The sequence below is a fragment of the Streptomyces sp. NPDC021096 genome, assembly GCF_040641275.1.
Taxonomy (GTDB): Bacteria; Actinomycetota; Actinomycetes; order Streptomycetales; family Streptomycetaceae; genus Streptomyces.
Genome location: NZ_JBFADG010000021.1, coordinates 88,495 through 108,420 on the forward strand (window position 1 = coordinate 88,495; position 19,926 = coordinate 108,420).

Annotated in this window: 4 protein-coding genes; all 4 read right to left on the minus strand. The window is 71.7% G+C overall.

The window, feature by feature from the left end; genetic code table 11:
* Positions 1 to 8: 8 nt before the first annotated feature.
* Positions 9 to 1,352 (minus strand): cysteate synthase, encoded by a 1,344-nt coding sequence (locus tag AB0G59_RS23155; protein ID WP_360914623.1) that lies wholly within the window; start codon positions 1,350 to 1,352, stop codon positions 9 to 11.
* Positions 1,349 to 1,852, minus strand: coding sequence for a cysteine dioxygenase family protein (locus AB0G59_RS23160; protein WP_360914656.1), 504 nt, complete (start codon positions 1,850 to 1,852; stop codon positions 1,349 to 1,351). The genes AB0G59_RS23155 and AB0G59_RS23160 overlap by 4 nt, the downstream gene beginning before the upstream one ends.
* 68 nt (positions 1,853 to 1,920) lie before the next feature.
* A complete protein-coding gene (locus AB0G59_RS23165; protein ID WP_360914626.1) occupies positions 1,921 to 13,068 on the minus strand; it encodes an amino acid adenylation domain-containing protein in 11,148 nt (3,715 codons plus the stop codon).
* Positions 13,069 to 13,195: 127 nt separating this feature from the next.
* Positions 13,196 to 19,926, minus strand: a 6,731-nt coding sequence (locus tag AB0G59_RS23170) for an amino acid adenylation domain-containing protein (RefSeq protein ID WP_360914629.1), incomplete at its 5' end; no start/stop codon positions are given.

A 19,926-nucleotide genomic window follows, 5' to 3' on the forward strand; every position in this document is an offset into this window, starting at 1 on the left:
GCAGGTTCTCAGATGAGCTGGACACGTCGGGCCCCCTTCGAGAAGGAATTGAGGATGTCGGACGAGATGGCTTCGGGTGCGCTGTCGGGATGCGCCGTCCGCAGGTCGGGACGGTGGGATGCGCCGTCCAGCTCCGCGAAGGAGCGGCGCCGCCCGCCGCCCGTCACATTGAGCAGGATCCGGGCGTCCTTCGGCACACGGCCGTCGAGAACGGCGTCGCGCAGACAGGCGACGGCCACGGCAGCGGCCGGCTCGATGTCCACGCCCTCCAGTTCCTCGAACATCGCCGACGCGGCCAGCGCGGAGGTCCGGTCCGCGACGAGCATCTCGCCCGCACTGTGCGTCAGGATGTCCCGCACCCCGCCGGCCAGGGAGAACGGCGGCGCGGCGTTGACCAGTTCCGGTGCGAGCACCTGGCGCTGGCCGTCCGGATGCGCACCCTCCGCCCCGGTCCACGCCTCGTGGAGCGGGGCGAACTCCGCGTTCTGGCAGAGGAACAGGCGGGGCATCGCCTCATCCCCGCCGGACGACGCCGACGCACGGATGATGCGGCCGGCCGCCTCGTACGTCGCGATCGCCCCGGCCCCGCTGCCGACCCCCTGGAAGTAGAAGTCCGGCAGCCGGCCCGTCTCCTCGTACGCGGTCAGCGCCACCACGGCCAGCCCGTCCCGGCGGCCGACGTTGCGGACGCCGCCCTCGGCGAAGAACTCGGGTGAGGACGCGACGAGCCGGCGGCTGTAGGCGATCGCCTGGTTGTACGTGGCACCCTCCAGCGCCACCACCTTCACGTGCTCCCCGACCTCCCCGGCGACCGCCAGGCCCGCGACGGCCCGCTCGGGAATCACCAGCAGGCACGGGAACGCGTAGTCCCGGCAGGCGGCCGCGAAGGCCGCCGCCGTATTGCCCGCGGAAGCCACGACCATCACCCCGGCATCCTCGGGGACGCGCCCCAGGACCGTGTACGCCTCCAGCTCCTTGAACGTGCCCGAGCGCATGCCGCAGTTCCGCTCGGGCCAGTAGCCGCTGAAGGAGATCCACAGATCCCGCAGCCCGAGCGCGCCGCCCAGGCCCTCGCTCCGGAACACCGCGGGCCTGCCGGAACCGGCCACCTCGCGCCGCACGGGCAGCCACTGGCGGTAGCGGAACACACCGGACGCGCCGGGATCGACGCCGAAGCCCTCGGCCTCGTACTCCGTACGGAGCATCGAATCGTCGCCGCACAGCGCACAGCCCGATCTCATACCGTCATCGGCCACCCGCGCTCCGCATCGCGTGCAGACGAGCGAGTAGTGATCACCGGAATTAATGACGTACCTCCTGCAGAGATCCCCGCCGGAGCGGGGAGTTTTCACGACTGGGCGCTGACGCGCGGTTGTGGGTAGACGCGCCGGATGCTCGAGCCCAGCCGGCCGACGTCCGCCCCGTAGACATGAAGGGAGATCGCGCGCGTGGAGCCCGAATTGCGCACGAGATGGATGTCGCCGGGGGGCGCGAACCCACCGACCTCGCCGGCGGAATTGACGATCACCTCGGTGGCCAGCAGCCGCTCGCCGCCGTCACCGCCGACGACGCGGTAGCGGTGCTCGGTCTCCTCGCCCTCGTGCACCCCGGTCACGCACCACGAGACGTGATCGTGCACCGGGGTCTCCTGACCCGGCAGCCAGACCAGGGCGACGACGGAGAAGCTCCCGTCCGGCTCCGTGTGCAGGACGTGCTGGCGGTACCCCGCCGGGTCGCCCTCGCACTGCGGCTGCGCCAGCAGCCCGGGACGGGTGAGGAACGGCCGCAGCCGCTCCGCCACCCGGTCCGCGGCCTGCGCCGGCGCCGACGCGCCCACCACGGCCTCGCGCACCGCCGCGACGAGCGCGGCGAGATCGCCGGTGAGCTGGGGGAGAGTGGCGCTGCCACCGTACTGCGGCGTCACTTGGACGACCTCCACATCTTCTGGACCAGATCAAGGTCGGCTTGGGAGAGGGACACCAGGGGCACGTCGGACGGGGTGTGCCCGCCGGCCTCCGGATCACGGGTGTGCTCGATCAGCACCCGCAGCGCCCGGAACCACGCCTCGGCCAGATCACGCATGTCGGCCTCGGCCAGCAGCTCCCCGGGCCACGACCACGTCACCGTCAGCCTCGGACCGTCCGCGTGGTCCTCGGTCATGGCGTTGACCGACAGCGCGTGCGGCAGCGGCATGCGCGGGTCGGCGCCCGTCAGACCGGTGTCCTCGGCGACCGGACGCCAGTCCCCGGCACCCGGGACACCGCTTCCGGCCCCGTGCCCGGCCCGCTCGCCCACCGCGAACCGGCCGAGGTAGTTGAAGCCGATCTGAGGCTGCGCCAGAGCGGCCAGCACCGGGCCCGTCTCCGGGTTGAGGTGGCGCAGCAGGCCGTAGCCCACCCCGTTGTCGGGCAGCGCCCGCAACTGCTCCTTGACCCGCTTGAGCGCATCGCCCACGGCCGGCCCGGCGGCCCACACCTCGTCCCAGTCGCCGACGGCCGTATCCAGGCGCACCGGATAGATGCTGGTGAACCAGCCCACCGTCCGCGACAGATCGGCCCCGACCACGGCCTCCTCGCGGCCGTGCCCCTCCAGGTGCAGCAGCACCGAGGAGTCGCCGCCCCGCCCCAGCCGCCGGCGCCGGTCGGCGACCGCCAGGGCCAGGCCCGTCAGCAGCACGTCGTTGACCCCGGCGTGGAAGGCCGCCGGCACCCGCGTGAGCAGGGCCTCGGTCTCCTCCACCGGCAGTGACATGGTGACCGAACGGGCCGAGCCGACCACATCGACCCGCGGGTCGAACGCCCGGCCGCCCAGCAGCGGGTCGTCGCCCTCCAGGACGCCCTGCCAGGTCGTCAGCTCCGCCGCCCGCGCCGAGCTGCGCGCGAGGGCGGTCAGCCCGTCGGCCCAGCGGCGCAGCGACGTACCGGTCGGCTCCGGAGCGGGCCTGCGGCCCGCCGCCAGCTCCGCCCACGCCGCTTCCAGGTCGGTCAGCAGGATCCGCCACGACACACCGTCGACCACCAGGTGGTGCAGCACCAGCAGCAGCCGCCCGGACTCGCGCGGACCCGCGTCGAACCACACGGCCTGGACCATCGCCCCGTCGTCGGGAGCGAGTCGGTCCCGCGCGGCCAGGGCCTCCTCGGCCGTCACCGCGCGCCGCGCCTCCTCGTCCGTACCGGCCACGTCGACCCGGCGGACGCACGCGTCGGCGCGCACCGCGCCCCGCTCCGCGATCTCCAGCTCCCACCGGCCGTCGCCGGCCGTCCGGGACAGCCGCATGCGCAGGGCGTCGTGGTGGTCCAGCAGCGCCTGCACGGCCGCGGTCAGCCGGACCTGGCCCAGGGTGGCCGGCACGCTCAGCAGCACGGACTGGTTGAACCCCTCCATCGGGCCGCCGCGCTCACGCAGCCAGTGCACGATCGGCGTCGGCTGGAGGGGACCGGTCCCCTCCAGCGGATCCTCCGCCACGGCCCCGTCCGCCTCGGCGGTGACGGCGACCGCGGACAGCGCCTCGACGGTCTTGCAGCGGAACACGTCCGCGGGCGAGACGACCAGACCGGCCTTCCGGGCCCGGCTCACCAGCTGGATCGACAGGATGCTGTCGCCGCCGAGCTCGAAGAAGTTGTCGTCGATGCCGACCGTCTCCAGGCCGAGGACCTCGGCGAAGAGGCCGCAGAAGACCTCTTCCTGGGGCGTGCGGGGCCTGCGGCCGGTGGTGAGGGCCGTGTAGTCGGGTGCGGGCAGGGCCTTGCGGTCGAGCTTCCCGTTGGGGGTGAGGGGGAGGGCCTCCAGGGTGAGGACGGTGCTGGGCACCATGTAGTCGGGGAGGCGTCCGGCGAGGGCCGCCCGGAGGGCGTCCGTCGACAGCTCCGCGCTCTCGGCGACGACGTAGGCGACCAGCCGCTTGTCGCCGGGCCGGTCCTCGCGGACGACGGCGGCGGCGTGGGCCACGTTCGGCTGTGCGGCCAGGGCGGCCTCGATCTCGCCGAGTTCGATGCGGAAGCCCCGGATCTTGACCTGGTCGTCGGCCCGGCCCAGGTACTCCAGGCTCCCGTCTGCCCGGCGGCGTACGACGTCACCGGTGCGGTACATGCGCGCACCCGTGGCGCTGTGGGGATCGGCCACGAACCGCTCCGCCGTGAGGGCGGGCCGGTCGAGGTAGCCGCGGGCGAGACCGGCACCGGCGACGTAGAGCTCGCCGGGGACCCCGAGGGGAGCCGGCCGCAGCCTGTCGTCGAGGACGTACGTCGTCAGGTCGGCGATCCGCTGCCCGATCAGGCTGCCCGACCCGGCGGCGGCCGACTCACGGGTGAGGGTCTTCCACGTGACGTGCACGGTGGTCTCGGTGATGCCGTACATGTTCACCAGCGCGGGCGCGTCGTCGGCGTGCCGCTCGTACCAGCCCTTGAGGTGGCCCGGTTCGAGCGCCTCGCCGCCGAAGACGACCAGGCGCAGCGCCAGGTCCCGGCCGAGCGCCGGGTTCTCGGCGTCGGCCTGCGCCAGCTGGTGGAACGCGGTCGGCGTCTGGTTGAGGACGGTGACCTTCTCCCGGACCAGCAGCTCGAGGAAGTCGGCCGGGGTGCGGGAGGTCCGGTGCGGGACGACCACGAGACGGCCGCCGTGCAGCAGGGGGCCCCACAGCTCCCAGACGGAGAAGTCGAAGGCGAAGGAGTGGAACAGCGTCCACACGTCGTCGCCCGTGAAGCGGAACGTGTCCTGGGTGGCGCCGAAGAGCCGCACCACGTTCCGGTGCGGGACGACCACGCCCTTGGGCCGGCCGGTGGAGCCGGAGGTGTAGATGACGTACGCGGGGTGGCCGGGCCGCAGGGAATCGCCCCGGCCGGGGTCGGTGTGCGGCAGGCCGCGCAGGAGCGCCCCGGTCGCGGGATCGTCCAGCACCACCCGGTCGGGACCGCTCCCCGGCAGGCGGGACGCGGTCCGCGCGTCGGTCAGCACGCGCACGGGCCGGGCGTCCGCGAGCGTGTACGCGATGCGGTCGGTGGGGTAGTCGGGGTCGATGGGCAGGTAGGCGGCCCCGGCCTTGAGCACGGCCAGGACGGCGACGACCAGCTCGGCGGAGCGGGGCAGCGCGATCGCGACGATCTGCTCGGGGCCGGTGCCCCGGTCCACGAGGTGGTGGGCGAGCCGGTTGGCCCGGCTGTTGAGCTCGGCGTAGCTGAGCTCCTCACCCTCGAACACCACGGCGGTGGCATCGGGCGTGCGGGCCGCCTGCCGCTCGAACAGCTCGGGGATCGTGACCGCGGGGACCTCGGGGGAGTGGGAGGTGTCGTTCCACTCGGTCAGGATCTGGTGCCGCTCCCGGTCGGAGAGGACTTCCACCTCCCCGACGGTCCGCTCGGGGTCGGCGACGACGGCTTCGAGCAGACGCACCAATCGCTGCGACAGCAGCTCCACCGTGGAACGGTCGAACAGTTCGGTCGCGTAGTCGGCCTGCCCCTCGATGCCGGACGGGCTTCCGTCGGCGGCGAAGCGTTCCGCCAGGGTGAATCCCAGGTCGAACTTGGCGGCGCCCGGCCCCAGCGGCTCGACGGCGACGTCGACGCCGGGGAGGCCGAGCGTGGCCGCCGCGTTGTTCTGCAGGGTCAGGACGACCTGGAACAGCGGGTGCCGCGCCATCGAACGGACCGGGCTCAGCACCTCCACCAGCCGCTCGAACGGCACGTCCTGGTGGGCGAAGGCCGCGAGGTCCGTCTCCCGGACCCGCTCCAGCAGCTCCCGGAACGTCGGGTCGCCCGAGGTGTCCGTGCGCAGGACGAGGGTGTTGACGAAGAAGCCGACCAGGTCGTCGAGCGCGTCGTCGGTACGGCCCGCGACCGGGGAGCCGATCGGGATGTCCGTACCCGCGCCGAGGCGGGTCAGCAGAGCGGCCAGGGCCGCCTGCATCACCATGAACACACTCGTGCCCTGGGCACGCGCGAGGTCGACGACCCGCCCGTGCAGTGCGGCGTCGACACCGAAGAACACGGAGCCGCCCTCGTGCGACGCCACGGCCGGCCGGCCGCGGTCGAAGGGCAGCGGCAGCTCCTCGGGAACGCCGGCCAGCGTCTGCTGCCAGTGGGCCAGCTGCCGGGCGACCAGGCTCCCGGAGTCGTTCTCGTCGCCCAGGAGTTCACGCTGCCAGAGCGTGTAGTCGGCGTACTGCACCGGCAGCGCCGCCCAGCCGGGCGCCGCCCCCTCGATCCGTGCGGCGTAGGCCGTCGACAGGTCCCGGGCCAGGGGCGCCATGGACCAGCCGTCCCCGGCGATGTGGTGCATGACCAGCAGCAGGACGTGCTCGTCCGGGCCGGTGGCGAACAGCGACAGCCGCAGCGGCAGGTCGGCGCCCAGATCGAACGCGAAGCCCGCGTCCCTCCGCAGCAGCACGCCCAGGTCCTGCCCGCCGGAAACCGCGGTCTCGGTGAACGACAGCAGCCCGGCGGCCTCGCCCGGCTCCAGCACCCGCTGGTACGGCTGGGCGTCGGCGTCCTCGGGGAAGACCGTCCGCAGGCTCTCGTGCCGGGCGACGACATCGCCCAGGGCCGCCCTGAGGGCCGCTACGTCGAGCGGCCCGGAGAGGCGGAGCGCCATGGGCACGTTGTAGGTGGCGCTCGGGCCCTCGAGCCGGCCGATGAGCCACAGCCGGCGCTGCGCGAACGACAACGGCAGCCGCCCGGGCCGGACCGCCGGCAGCAGCGACGGCCGTACGACCTCGCCCCCGCCCTCGGCCAGCCGGCCGGCCAGGCCCGCGACGGTCGGCGCCTCGAACAGCACCCGGATGCCGAGCTCAGCGCCCAGCGCCGAACGGACCCGGCTGATCAGACGCGTGGCGAGCAGCGAGTGCCCGCCGAGCTCGAAGAAGCTGTCGTCGATGCCGACCCGCTCCACGCCCAGCACCTCGGCGAACAGCCCGCACAGCACCTCCTCCCGCGGCGTCCGCGCCTCACGGCCCCCGGCCAGCGCGTCGAAGTCCGGCGCGGGCAGGGCAGCGCGGTCGAGCTTGCCGTTCGGGTTCAACGGCAGCGCGTCCAGCACCACCACGGCGGCCGGGACCATGTACGCGGGGAACCGGTCCATCAGATAGGCCCGCAGCTCCCGCGCGTCGAGCGGGACCGCACCCGAATCCGCGCCGGCCGCCGGCGCGGGCACCGCGTAGGCGATCAGCCGCTGGTCGCCCGGGACGTCCTCGCGGACCCGCGCCACGGCACGGGAGACCCCCGGATGCTGCGCCAGCACCGACTCGATCTCGCCGAGCTCGATCCGGAAGCCGCGCACCTTCACCTGGTCGTCCGCACGGCCCAGGCACTGCAGCAGGCCGTCGGCCGTCCACCGGGCGACGTCCCCGGTCCGGTACATCCGCTCACCCGGACCGCCGAACGGATCCGCCACGAACCGCTCCGCGGACAGCCCCGGACGCCCGATGTACCCGCGCCCCACCTGGGCGCCCGCGACGTACAGCTCACCCGCCATGCCCGGCGGCACCGGCCGCAGCCCGTCGTCGAGCACATAGACGCGGGTGTTCCACATGGGCCGGCCGATCGGCACCGGACCCGTGACGTCGAGCGGCCGCCCGACCTCGATCGGATTGTCCAGGCAGCCCACGGTCACCTCGGTCGAACCGTAGTGATTGACCACGGCGGCGTCCGGATGGGCGGCGCGCCAGGCCTGGAGCCGCTCCACCGAGATGCCCTCGCCGCCGATCATGAGCTGCCCCGCCCACGACCCCGACAACCTGTCGGCCAGCAGCGGCAGATGGCTGGGCGTGACCTTGAGGAACGTGAAGTCCCCGAAATCCTCCGCCGCGACGTTCTCGATCGCCGACACACGGACACAGCCGCCGACGGTGAGCACGGCGTGCAGCGTCGTCACGATCGCCCCGAACGCGAACGAGGCGTGCAGAAGCACGGTGCCCTTCACACCCGGGTACGCGCTCCAGCACCGCACCGTGTAGTTCGTCAGGCTGTGGTGCTCGACCACGACGCCCTTGGGCAGGCCCGTCGAGCCGGACGTGTAGATGAGGTACGCCGGGTGGGACAGCGACAACGGCGCCGTGCGCTCCGCGTCGGTCACATCCGTACCGGCGAGCGAGGCCAGGCTCGCCACGGTCGCCGGGTCGTCCAGCACGACCTGCCGGGGACCGTCGGCGGGCAGCAGCCCCGCCGCCCCGCGAACCGTCAGCACACACGCCGGAGCCGCGTCCTCCAGCATGAACGCCACGCGCTCCGCCGGATACTCAGGATCGATGGGCAGATAGGCGGCCCCGGCCTTCAGCACGGCCAGCAGCGCCACGACCATCTTCTCCGAGCGGGGGAAGGCCAGCGCCACCACCCGCTCCGGACCGATGCCCATGCCGACCAGCAGCCGCGCCAGCCGGTTCGCCTGCTCGTTCGCCTCGGCGTAGCTCAGCACCGTGTCCTCGAACACGAGCGCCGGCGCATCGGGCGTACGGGCCACCTGCTCCTCGAACAACGCCGGAACCGTCGCCGCCGGCACCTCGTGCCGGGTGTCGTTCCACTCCACCAGCAGCCGGTGGCGCTCGTCCTCGGACAGCACCTCCACCCGGCTCAGCGGCGCGTGCGGATCGGCGACCACCGCCGCCAGCAGCCGCTCGAAGCGGCGCGCCATCGTCTCCACCGTGCCCTGGTCGAACAGGTCCTTCGCGAAGTCGAAGGTCCCCGAGAGCCCCGTCGCGGCACCGTCGGCGCCCCGCTGCTCACTGACGTGCACACCGAGGTCGAACTTGGACCGGATGGCGGCCACGTGCTCCATGCCGACGCTCAGCCCCGGCAGCTCCAGCACCGCCTCGGCGTTGTTCTCGAACCCGAACATCACCTGGAAGAGAGGGTGCCGGGCCATCGAGCGCGTGGGGTTGAGCGCCTCCACCACGTGCTCGAACGGGACGTGCTGATGCGCGAAGGCGGCCAGGTCCACCTGACGGACCCGCTCCAGCAGATCGGCGAAGCTCGGCCTGCCGGACGTGTCGACGCGGAACACCAGCGTGTTCGAGAAGAAGCCGACGAGGTCGTCGAGCCCGTCGTCGGTCCGGCCGGCGACCGGCGAGCCGATCGGGATGTCCTCACCCGCGCCGAGGCGGGTGAGCAGCGCCGCGAGGGCGGCCTGCATCACCATGAACACCGTGGACCGGTGCTCCGCCGCCAGGTCCAGCAGCCCCTGGTGAACGGCGGCGTCGACCGTGAAGGAGGCCGTACCGCCCTCGTACGACGCCACGGCGGGACGCGGCCGGTCGGCCGGAAGCTGAAGCTCCTCGGGGGCACCGGCGAGGGCCTGCTGCCAGTGGGCGAGCTGTCGGGCGATCAGGCTCTCGGGGTCGTTCTCGTCGCCGAGGAGTTCACGCTGCCAGAGCGTGTAGTCCGCGTACTGCACGGGCAGCGGTGCCCAGGCGGGCGCACGGCCGTGAAGGCGCGCGGCGTACGCGGCGGAAAGGTCCTTGGCCAGGGGCGCCATGGACCAGCCGTCTCCGGCGATGTGGTGCATGACGAGCAGGAGTACGTGCTGGTCGGGGCCGGTGGTGAAGAGGCGGGCGCGGAGGGGGAGGTCGGTGGCGAGGTCGAATCCGCGGGTGGCCTCGGCGGCGAGCAGCGCGGGGAGCTCGGCGGCGTCGACCGGGGCGATGCCGAGGACGGGGCCGAGGTCGCTGGCGTCGAGGATGCGCTGGTAGGGCTGTCCGTCGGTGTCCTCGGGGAAGACGGTGCGCAGGCTCTCGTGCCGGGTGACCACATCGTGGAGGGCTGCCTGCAGTGCCTGCTCGTCGAGGGTGCCGGTGAGGCGGACGGCGAGCGGCATGTTGTAGGTGGCGTTCGGCCCCTCGAGCTGGCTGATGAACCACAACCGGCGCTGCGCGAACGACAACGGCAGGCGCTCGGGGCGGACTTCCGCCGGCATCAGCGCCGGGTGTGCCGCCTCCGAGCCTTCGGTGAGTTGGTCGGCGAGGCCGGCGGCGGTGGGGGTTTCGAAGAGGGTGCGGATGGCGAGTTCGGTGCCGAGGGTGGTGCGGATGCGGCTGATGAGGCGGGTGGCGAGGAGGGAGTGGCCGCCGAGTTCGAAGAAGTTGTCGTCGATGCCGACGGTGTCGAGGCCGAGGACTTCGGCGAAGAGAGCGCAGAGGGCTTCTTCGTGGGGGTTGCGGGGTGTGCGGTTGGTGGTGAGGGCGGCGTAGTCGGGTGCGGGGAGGGAGGCGCGGTCGAGCTTGCCGTTGGGGGTGAGGGGGAGGGCGTCGAGGGTGAGGACGGTGCCGGGGACCATGTAGTCGGGGAGACGCCCGGCTATGGCCGAGCGGAGAGCATCGGAGGTCGGCTCCGCACCCTCGTCCGGGACGACGTAGGCGACCAGCCGCTGGTCACCCGGCAGGTCCTCACGCACCAGCACGACCGCCTGGGCGACGTGGGGGTGGGCGGTGAGGGCGGCTTCGATTTCGCCGAGTTCGATGCGGAAGCCCCGGAGTTTGACCTGGTGGTCGGTGCGGCCGAGGTATTCGAGGGTTCCGTCGGTGCGGTGGCGTACGAGGTCGCCGGTGCGGTACATGCGTGCGCCGGTGAAGGGATCCGCTATGAACCGTTCCGCGGTGAGGGCGGCCCGGTTGAGGTAGCCGCGTGCGAGTCCGGTGCCGGCGAGGTAGAGCTCGCCGGGGGTGCCGGGCGGGACGGGCTGGAGGCGGTCGTCGAGGACGTAGGTGCTTGTGTTCCAGATGGGTGCGCCGATGGGGACGGTGGTGGTGCTGCTGTCTTCGGTGCGGCATTCCCATTCGGTGACGTCTACGGATGCTTCGGTGGGGCCGTAGAGGTTGTGGAGCGGGGTGGTGGCGAGGGTGTTGCGGAACTGGGCCTGCACGGGGCCGGGGAGTGCTTCGCCGCTGGCGAAGACGTGGCGGAGCGTGGTGCAGCGGCCGGCGTCCGGGTGGGCCAGGAAGGTCTGGAGCATGGACGGCACGAAGTGCGTGACCGTGACCTGCTGCTTACGTATGAGGCCGGTGAGGTAGGCGGGGTCCTTGTGGCCGTCGGGCTTGGCGACGACGAGGCGGGCGCCGGTGATCAGGGGCCAGAAGAACTCCCAGACCGAGACGTCGAAGCTGGAGGGCGTCTTCTGCAGGACTCGGTCGTCGGCGGTGAGTTCGTAACGCGACTGCATCCACAACAGACGGTTGACGATTCCGCTGTGGGGGACGACCACGCCCTTGGGGCGGCCGGTGGAGCCGGAGGTGTAGATGACGTAGGCGGGCTGACCAGGACGCAGGGACCGGTCGGGGTTGTCGACGGTGTCGGCCGTGGTGGTGCCGGCGTGGTCGTCGAGGACGATCACGGGGACATCGGACCGGGGGATCACCGGCAGGGTCTGCGTGTCGGTGATGACGCAGGCAGGTGCAGCGTCGCCGAGCATGTAGGCGATGCGGTCGGCCGGGTAGTCCGGGTCGACGGGCAGGTACGCCGCACCGGCCTTGAGCACGGCCACGAGCGAGACGATCAGCTCGACGGAGCGGGGCAGCGCGATCGCGACGATCTGTTCCGGGCCGGTGCCCGTGCCGATGAGGCGATGGGCGAGCTCGTTGGCCCGGCTGTTGAGCTCGGCGTAGGTGAGTTCCTCGCCCTCGAAGACCACGGCAGTGGCGTCAGGGGTACGGGCTGCCTGCTGCTCGATGAGGTCGGGCAGAGTGGTCTCCGGGACCTCATGGAACGTGTCGTTCCACTCGGTGAGCAGCTGCTGCCGCTCCTCGCCGGAGAGGATCTCCACTCGTCCGATGGGCCGCTCGGGGTCGGCGACGACGGCGTCGAGCAGCCGCACGAGCCGCTTCGCCACCAGCTCCACGGTGGCCGCGTCGAAGACGTCCGCGGCGTATTCCACATGCCCCTCGACACCCGCCGGGCTGCCGTCCGCGGCGAAGGACTCACCGAGGTGGAACCCGAGGTCGAACTTGGCGGCCACCATCTCCAGCGGTTCGAGGCCGACGTCGATGCCGGGCAGGTCGAGGCCGGCGGCGGTGTTGTTCTGGAAGGCCAGCATGACCTGGAACAGCGGGTGCCGGGCCATGGACCGGGTCGGGTTGAGGACCTCGACGAGCCGCTCGAAGGGCAGGTCCTGGTGGGCGTAGGCCGCGAGGTCGGTCTCCCGGACCCGCTCCAGCAGCTCCCGGAACGTCGGGTCGCCCGAGGTGTCCGTGCGCAGGACGAGGGTGTTGACGAAGAAGCCGACGAGATCGTCCAGCGCCACGTCGGTACGGCCGGCGATGGGCGAGCCGATGGGGATGTCCGTGCCCGCGCCGAGGCGGGTCAGCAGGGCGGCGAGGCCGGCCTGCATCACCATGAACACGCTCGTGCCCTGGGCACGTGCGAGTGCCGCGATCCGCCCGTGCAGCTCCGCGTCCAGCCCCAGCGGCACCGAGCCGCCCTTGTGCGAGGCGACGGCCGGGCGGGGCCGGTCGAAGGGGAGCCGCAGCTCCTCCGGAACGCCCTCCAGAGTCTTCCGCCAATACGTGACCTGGTTGGAGACGACGCTCTCGGGGTCGTCCTCTTCGCCGAGGAGTTCACGCTGCCAGAGCGTGTAGTCCGCGTACTGCACCGGCAGTTCGTCCCATGAGGGGGCCAGGCCCCCGGTCCGCGCCGCGTACGCCGAGGACAGGTCCCGGGCCAGGGGCGCCATGGACCAGCCGTCCGCGGCGATGTGGTGCAGCACCAGCAGCAGGACGTGCTCGTCCGGACCCTTGGCGAACAGCCACGCGCGCAGGGGCAGGTCGTGCGCCAGGTCGAACTCGCAGCGTGCCGCGCGCTCCAGCGCCGACGTCAGCTCCTGCTCGTCGGCGACCTCCGCCCTGACGAACGCCAGCAGCCCGGCCGCCTCGGCCTGCCCCAGGATCCGCTGGTACGGCTCCCCCTCCGGCCCCTCGGGGAAGACGGTCCGCAGGCTCTCGTGCCGGTCGACGACATCACCCAGGGCCGCCTGCAGGGCGTCGTGGTCCAGCGCACCGGACATACGCACCGCGAGCGGTCCGTTGTACGTGGCGCTCGGGCCTTCCAGTCGGCTGATGAACCACAGCCGCCGCTGCGCGAACGACAAAGGAATCATGTCATCTCCTTCATTTTTGAACCCACATCGCGCGTGGGCCCAAAGGGCGGTACAAAACGGCGAACAGGCTTGGTGCCGTTCTGCCGGCACACGGAACGAACCACTGCTTTTGTCGGTCTTCGCTGCGTCAGTCGGGCCTGCGCATCCGCCGCAGTGCCGGGCGACGGGCCTGGCCGGACGCCGGGAGCCGCCCGGCCAGACCGGCCACTGTCGGCGCCTCGAACAGTTCACGGATCTGCAGTTCCACACCGAGGGCCGCCCGCACCTGGCTGACGAGGCGCGTGGCGAGCAGTGAGTGCCCGCCGAGGTCGAAGAAGCTGTCGTCGATGCCGACCCGCTCCAGGCCGAGCACCTCGGCGAACAGCCCGCACAGGATCTCCTCCTGCGGCGTGCGCGGACGGCGCCCGGTGGAGAGGGCCTCGAAGTCGGGAGCGGGCAGGGCCTTGCGGTCCAGCTTGCCGCTCGGCGACAACGGCAGGGCGGGCAAAACCATGACCGCGGCCGGAACCATGTACTCCGGCAGTCGTCCGGCCACCGCCGCGCGCAGCTCGGCCGGCGCCGGACGGGCGTCGCCGGCAGGCACGACGTAGGCGACGAGCCGCTTGTCGCCCGGCCGGTCCTCGCGTGCGACGACGGCCGCGTGGGCGACCTGCGGCTGCGCGGCGAGGACGGCCTCGATCTCGCCCAGTTCGATGCGGAAGCCCCGGATCTTGACCTGGTCGTCGGCCCGGCCGACGTACTCCAGGTTTCCGTCGGCGCGTCGGCGCACCACGTCACCGGTCCGGTACATCCGCTCGCCCGGGTCCCCGAACGGGTCGGCCACGAAGCGGTCCGCGGTCAGGGCGGGGCGCTTGAGGTAGCCGCGCGCCAGGCCCACTCCCGCGATGTACAGCTCACCCGCCACGCCCACGGGCACCGGACGCAGCCCGCCGTCGAGCACGTACACCCGCGTGTTCCAGACGGGGACGCCGATCGGGACCGAGACGTCGGCCCGGCCCTCGTCCCGGCACTCCCATTCCGTCATGTCGACCGTCGTCTCGGTCGGGCCGTAGACGTTGTGCAGCGGAACGTCGAGCGCCTTGAAGAAATCCGTCTGCAGCGAGGAGGGGACCGCCTCGGCACCCACGAAGACGTGGCGCAGCGAGGTGCATTCGCCGACGCCCCGGGCGGTGAGGAACGCCTGCAGCATCGAGGCCGGGAAGCCCGCGATCGTCACCTTGCTGTCGCGGATCAACGCACTGATGTACGCCGGGTCCTTGTGCCCGTCCGGCTTGGCGAGCACCGTCACCGCCCCGGTGATCAGCGGCCAGAACAGCTCGCGCACCGAGCCGTCGAAGCTCGACGGCAACTGCTGGAGCACCCGGTCGTCGGTGGTGAGTTCGTACCGCGCCTGCATCGCCAGCAGGCGGTTGACGATTCCGCTCTGCGGGATCACCACGCCCTTGGGCCGGCCGGTGGAGCCGGAGGTGTAGATGACGTAGGCGGGGTGGTCGGGGTGCGCGGTCCGTTCGGGGTCGCTGTCGGTACGGGCCGCGAGTCCGGCGGCGGTGCCGGGGTCGTCGAGGACGATCACGGGAGCGGTGGTGGACCCGACGACGGGCAGGGTCTGTGTGTCGGTGATGACGCAGGTGGGTGCCGCGTCGCCGAGCATGTAGGTGATGCGGTCGGCCGGGTAGTCCGGGTCGACGGGCAGGTACGCCGCCCCGGCCTTGAGCACGGCCATGAGCGCGACGAGCATCTCGGGCGAGCGGGGCAGAGCGACGGCGACGATGTGCTCGGGGCCGGTGCCCGTGCTGATGAGGTGATGGGCGAGCTGGTTGGCGCGGGCGTTGAGCCGGGCGTAGGTGAGGGCCTTGCCCTCGAAGAGCACGGCGGTGGCGTCGGGAGTACGGGCCGCCTGCTGCTCGAACAGCTCGGGGATGGAGGTCCGCGGAATGTCGCGGCGGGTGTCGTTCCATCCGGTGAGGAGCTGGTGTCGCTCCTGGTCGGAGAGGATCTCCAGCTGTCCGACGGTGGTGGTGGGGTCGGTGACGACGGCTTCGAGCAGTCGGACCAGTCGCTGCGAGAGCAGCTCGACGGTGGAGCGGTCGAAAAGGTCCGTCGCGTAATCGGTGCAGCCGTCCATGCCCGCCGGGGCGCCGTCCGGAGTGAAGCGCTCCGTCAGCGTGAGACCGAGGTCGAACTTGGCGGTGGTGAGATCGAGGGGCTCGAGGCCGAAGTCGACGCCCGGGAGGTCGAGACCGGCCTCCGTGTTGTTCTGCAGGGTCAGCATGATCTGGAAGAGGGGGTGGCGGGCCATGGAGCGGACGGGGTTGAGGAGTTCCACGAGGCGTTCGAAGGGCAGGTCCTGGTGGGCGTAGGCGGCGAGGTCGGTGTCGCGGACGCGCTGGAGGAGCTCTTCGAAGGTGGGGTTGCCTGTGGTGTCGGTGCGCAGGACGAGGGTGTTGACGAAGAAGCCGACGAGGTCGTCGAGCGCGTCGTCGGTGCGGCCCGCGATCGGGGAGCCGATGGGGATGTCGTTGCCGGCGCCGAGGCGGGTGAGCAGGGCGGCGAGGGCGGCCTGCATGACCATGAACACGCTCGTGCCCTGGGCACGCGCGAGCTCGACGACCCGCTGGTGCAACTGCGCGTCGAGAACCAGCGGCACCGAACCGCCCTTGTGGGAGGCGACGGCAGGACGCGCCCGGTCGAACGGCAGCTCCAGCTCCTCGGGAATCCCGGCGAGGGTCTGCTTCCAGTACGCGGCCTGGCCGGTGATGACGCTCTCGGGGTCGTTCTCGTCGCCGAGGAGCTCGCGCTGCCAGAGCGTGTAGTCGGCGTACTGCACGGGCAGTGCCGTCCAGGCGGGGGCAGAGCCCTGAAGGCGTGCGGTGTACGAAACGGAAAGGTCGTGGGCGAGGGGGGCCAGGGACCAGCCGTCGCCCGCGATGTGGTGCATGACGAGAAGGAGTACGTGCTGGTCGGGGCCGGTGGTGAAGAGCCAGGCCCGCAGCGGCAGATCGACGGCCAGGTCGAACCCGCAGCCCGCGTGCTCGTGGAGGGCGGCGGACAGCTCGGCCTCGCCGGTGACCTCGGCCTCGGTGAACGCGAGCAGCTCGACGGCCCGGCCGGGCTGCAGCACCTGCTGGTACGGCTGACCGTCCGCGTCGTCGGGGAAGACGGTGCGCAGGCTCTCGTGACGGGTGACGACGTCGCGGAGGGCTGCTTGGAGTGCCTGCTCGTCGAGGGTGCCGGTGAGGCGGACCGCCATGGGGATGTTGTAGGTGGCGTTCGCGCCTTCGAGCCGGCTGATGAGCCACAGACGGCGCTGCGCGAAGGACAGCGGCAAGCGGTTGGGGCGGACTGCCGGGACCAGCTCGGGTCGTGTGGATGTGGTGCCGGTGAGTTGGTCGGCGAGGCCGGCGGCGGTGGGGGTTTCGAAGAGGGTGCGGATGGCGAGTTCGGTGCCGAGGGTGGTGCGGATGCGGCTGATGAGGCGGGTGGCGAGGAGGGAGTGGCCGCCGAGTTCGAAGAAGTTGTCGTCGATGCCGACGGTGTCGAGGCCGAGGACTTCGGCGAAGAGAGCGCAGAGGGTCTCTTCGTGGGGGTTGCGGGGTGTGCGGTTGGTGGTGAGGGCCGTGTAGTCGGGTGCGGGGAGGGAGGCGCGGTCGAGCTTGCCGTTGGGGGTGAGGGGGAGGGCGTCGAGGGTGAGGACGGTGCTGGGGACCATGTAGTCGGGGAGGCGTCCGGCGAGGGCTGCTCGGAGGGTGTCCGTCGACAGGTTTGCGCTCTCGGCGACGACGTAGGCGACCAGTCGCTTGTCGCCGGGCTGGTCCTCACGCACCAGCACGACCGCCTGGGCGACGTGGGGGTGGGTGGTGAGGGCGGCTTCGATTTCGCCGAGTTCGATGCGGAAGCCTCGGAGTTTGACCTGGTGGTCGGTGCGGCCGAGGTATTCGAGGGTTCCGTCGGTGCGGTGGCGTACGAGGTCGCCGGTGCGGTACATGCGTGCGCCGGTGCCGGTGAAGGGGTCGGCTACGAAGCGTTCCGCGGTGAGGGCGGGCCGGTTGAGGTAGCCGCGTGCGAGTCCGGCGCCGGCGAGGTAGAGCTCGCCGGGGGTGCCGGGCGGGACGGGCTGGAGGCGGTCGTCGAGGACGTAGGCGCTCGTGTTCCAGATGGGTGCGCCGATGGGGACGGTGGTGTTTCCGTCCTCGTTGCGGCATTCCCATTCCGTCACGTCTACGGATGCTTCGGTGGGGCCGTAGAGGTTGTGCAGCGGGGTGGTGGCCAGGGCCCGGTGGAACTGGGTCTGGACTGCGTGGGGGAGTGCTTCGCCGCTGGCGAAGACGTGGCGGAGCGTGGTGCAGCGGCCGGCGTCCGGGTGGGCCAGGAAGGTCTGGAGCATGGACGGCACGAAGTGGGTGACCGTGACCTGCTGCTTACGTATGAGGCCGGTGAGGTAGGCGGGGTCCTTGTGGCCGTCGGGCTTGGCGACGACGAGGCGGGCGCCGGTGATCAGGGGCCAGAAGAACTCCCAGACCGAGACGTCGAAGCTGGAGGGCGTCTTCTGCAGGACGCGGTCGTCGGCGGTGAGTTCGTAACGCGACTGCATCCACAACAGACGGTTGACGATTCCGCTGTGCGGGACGACCACGCCCTTGGGCCGGCCGGTGGAACCGGAGGTGTAGATGACGTAGGCGGGCTGACCGGGACGCAGAGTCCTGTCGGGGTTGCCCGTGAGCTCGGTGATGGTCCCGGGGCCGTCGAGGACGATCACGGGAGTGGTTGCGGACTCGACGACGGGCAGGGTCTGCGTGTCGGTGATGACGCAGGTGGGTGCAGCGTCGCCGAGCATGTAGGTGATGCGGTCGGCCGGGTAGTCCGGGTCGACGGGGAGGTAGGCCGCCCCGGTCTTGAGGACCGCCACGAGCGAGACGATGAGCTCGACGGATCGGGGCAGCGAGATGGCGACGATGTGCTCGGGACCGGTGCCCGTGCTGATGAGGCGGTGGGCGAGCTCGTTGGCCCGGTTGTTGAGCTCGGCGTAGGTGAGTTCCTCGCCCTCGAAGACCACGGCAGTGGCGTCAGGAGTGCGGGCTGCCTGCTGCTCGATGAGGTCGGGCAGAGTGGTCTCCGGGACCTCATGGAACGTGTCGTTCCACTCGGTGAGCAGTCGCTGTCGCTCCTCGCCGGAGAGGATCTCCACCCGCCCGACGGTCCGCTCGGGATCAGCCACGACAGCGTCGAGCAGCCGCACGAGCCGCTTCGCCACCAGCTCCACGGTGGTCGCGTCGAAAAGGTCTGCGGCGAACTCGACCTGACCCTCGATGCCGGACGGGCTTCCGTCGGCGCCGAAACGTTCCGCCAGGGTGAATCCCAGGTCGAACTTCGCGGTGACCTGGTCGAGAGGCTCGACGTCGGCGTCGACACCGACCAGGTCGAGGCCGGCGGCGGTGTTGTTCTGGAAGGCCAGCATGACCTGGAACAGCGGGTGCCGGGCCATGGACCGGACGGGGTTGACGAGCTCCACGAGCCGCTCGAACGGCAGGTCCTGGTGGGCGTAGGCCGCGAGGTCCGTCTCCCGGACCCGCTCCAGCAGCTCCCGGAACGTCGGGTTGCCTGTGGTGTCGGTGCGCAGGACGAGGGTGTTGACGAAGAAGCCGACGAGGTCGTCGAGTGCGTCGTCGGTACGGCCGGCTATGGGTGAGCCGATGGGGATGTCGTTGCCGGCGCCGAGGCGGGTGAGCAGGGCGGCGAGGGCGGCCTGCATGACCATGAACACGCTCGTGCCCTGAGCGCGCGCGAGGTCGACGACCCGCTGGTGCAACTGCGCGTCGAGAACCAGCGGCACCGAACCGCCTCGATAGGACGCCACGGCCGGGCGGGCCCGGTCGGCCGGGAGCTGCAACTCCTCGGGAAGGCCGGTGAGCTGCTCCTGCCAGTACGCGACCTGCTGGGCGACCAGGCTGCGGTCGTCGTCCTCGGCACCGAGGAGCTCACGCTGCCACAGGGCGTAGTCCGCGTACTGCACCGCCAGTTCGTTCCACTCGGGGGACAGTCCCCGGCAGCGTTCCGCGTAGGCCTGCGACAGATCCCGCATCAGGGGTGCCGTCGACCAGCCGTCTCCGGCGATGTGGTGCATGACGAGCAGGAGTACGCGCTCGTCCGGGCCGGTGGTGAAGAGGCGTGCGCGGAGGGGAAGGTCGCTGGCGAGGTCGAATGCGCGGCTGGCCTCGGCGGCGAGCAGAGCGGGAAGTCCGGCGGCGTCGGCCGGGACGACACTCAGGATCCCGCCCGGTTCCACCACGTCGAGGATGCGCTGGTAGGGCTGTCCGTCGGTGTTCTCGGGGAAGACGGTGCGCAGGCTCTCGTGGCGGGTGACGACGTCGTGGAGGGCTGTTTGGAGTGCCTGCTCGTCGAGGGTGCCGGTGAGGCGGACGGCGAGGGGCATGTTGTAGGTGGCGTTGGGGCCTTCGAGCTGGCTGATGAACCACAACCGGCGCTGCGCGAACGACAGCGGCAGTTTCTCGGGCCGGTCGGCGGGGACGAGTTCGGGCCGCACGGGAGTGGTGTCGGTGAGCTGGTCGGCGAGGTTGGCGAGGCCGGCGACGGTCGGGGTCTCGAAGAGCGCCCGGATGCCGATTTCCGTGCCGAGGGTGGTGCGGATGCGGCTGATGAGGCGGGTGGCGAGGAGGGAGTGCCCGCCGAGGTCGAAGAAGCTGTCGTCGATACCGACGGCCTCCAGGCCGAGGACCTCGGCGAAGAGACCGCAGAGGGTTTCTTCGCGGGGGTTGCGGGGGGTGCGGGCTGTGCTGAGCCGGGCGAAGTCCGGCGCGGGCAGCGCCCTGCGGTCCAGCTTGCCGTTCGTGGTCAGCGGCA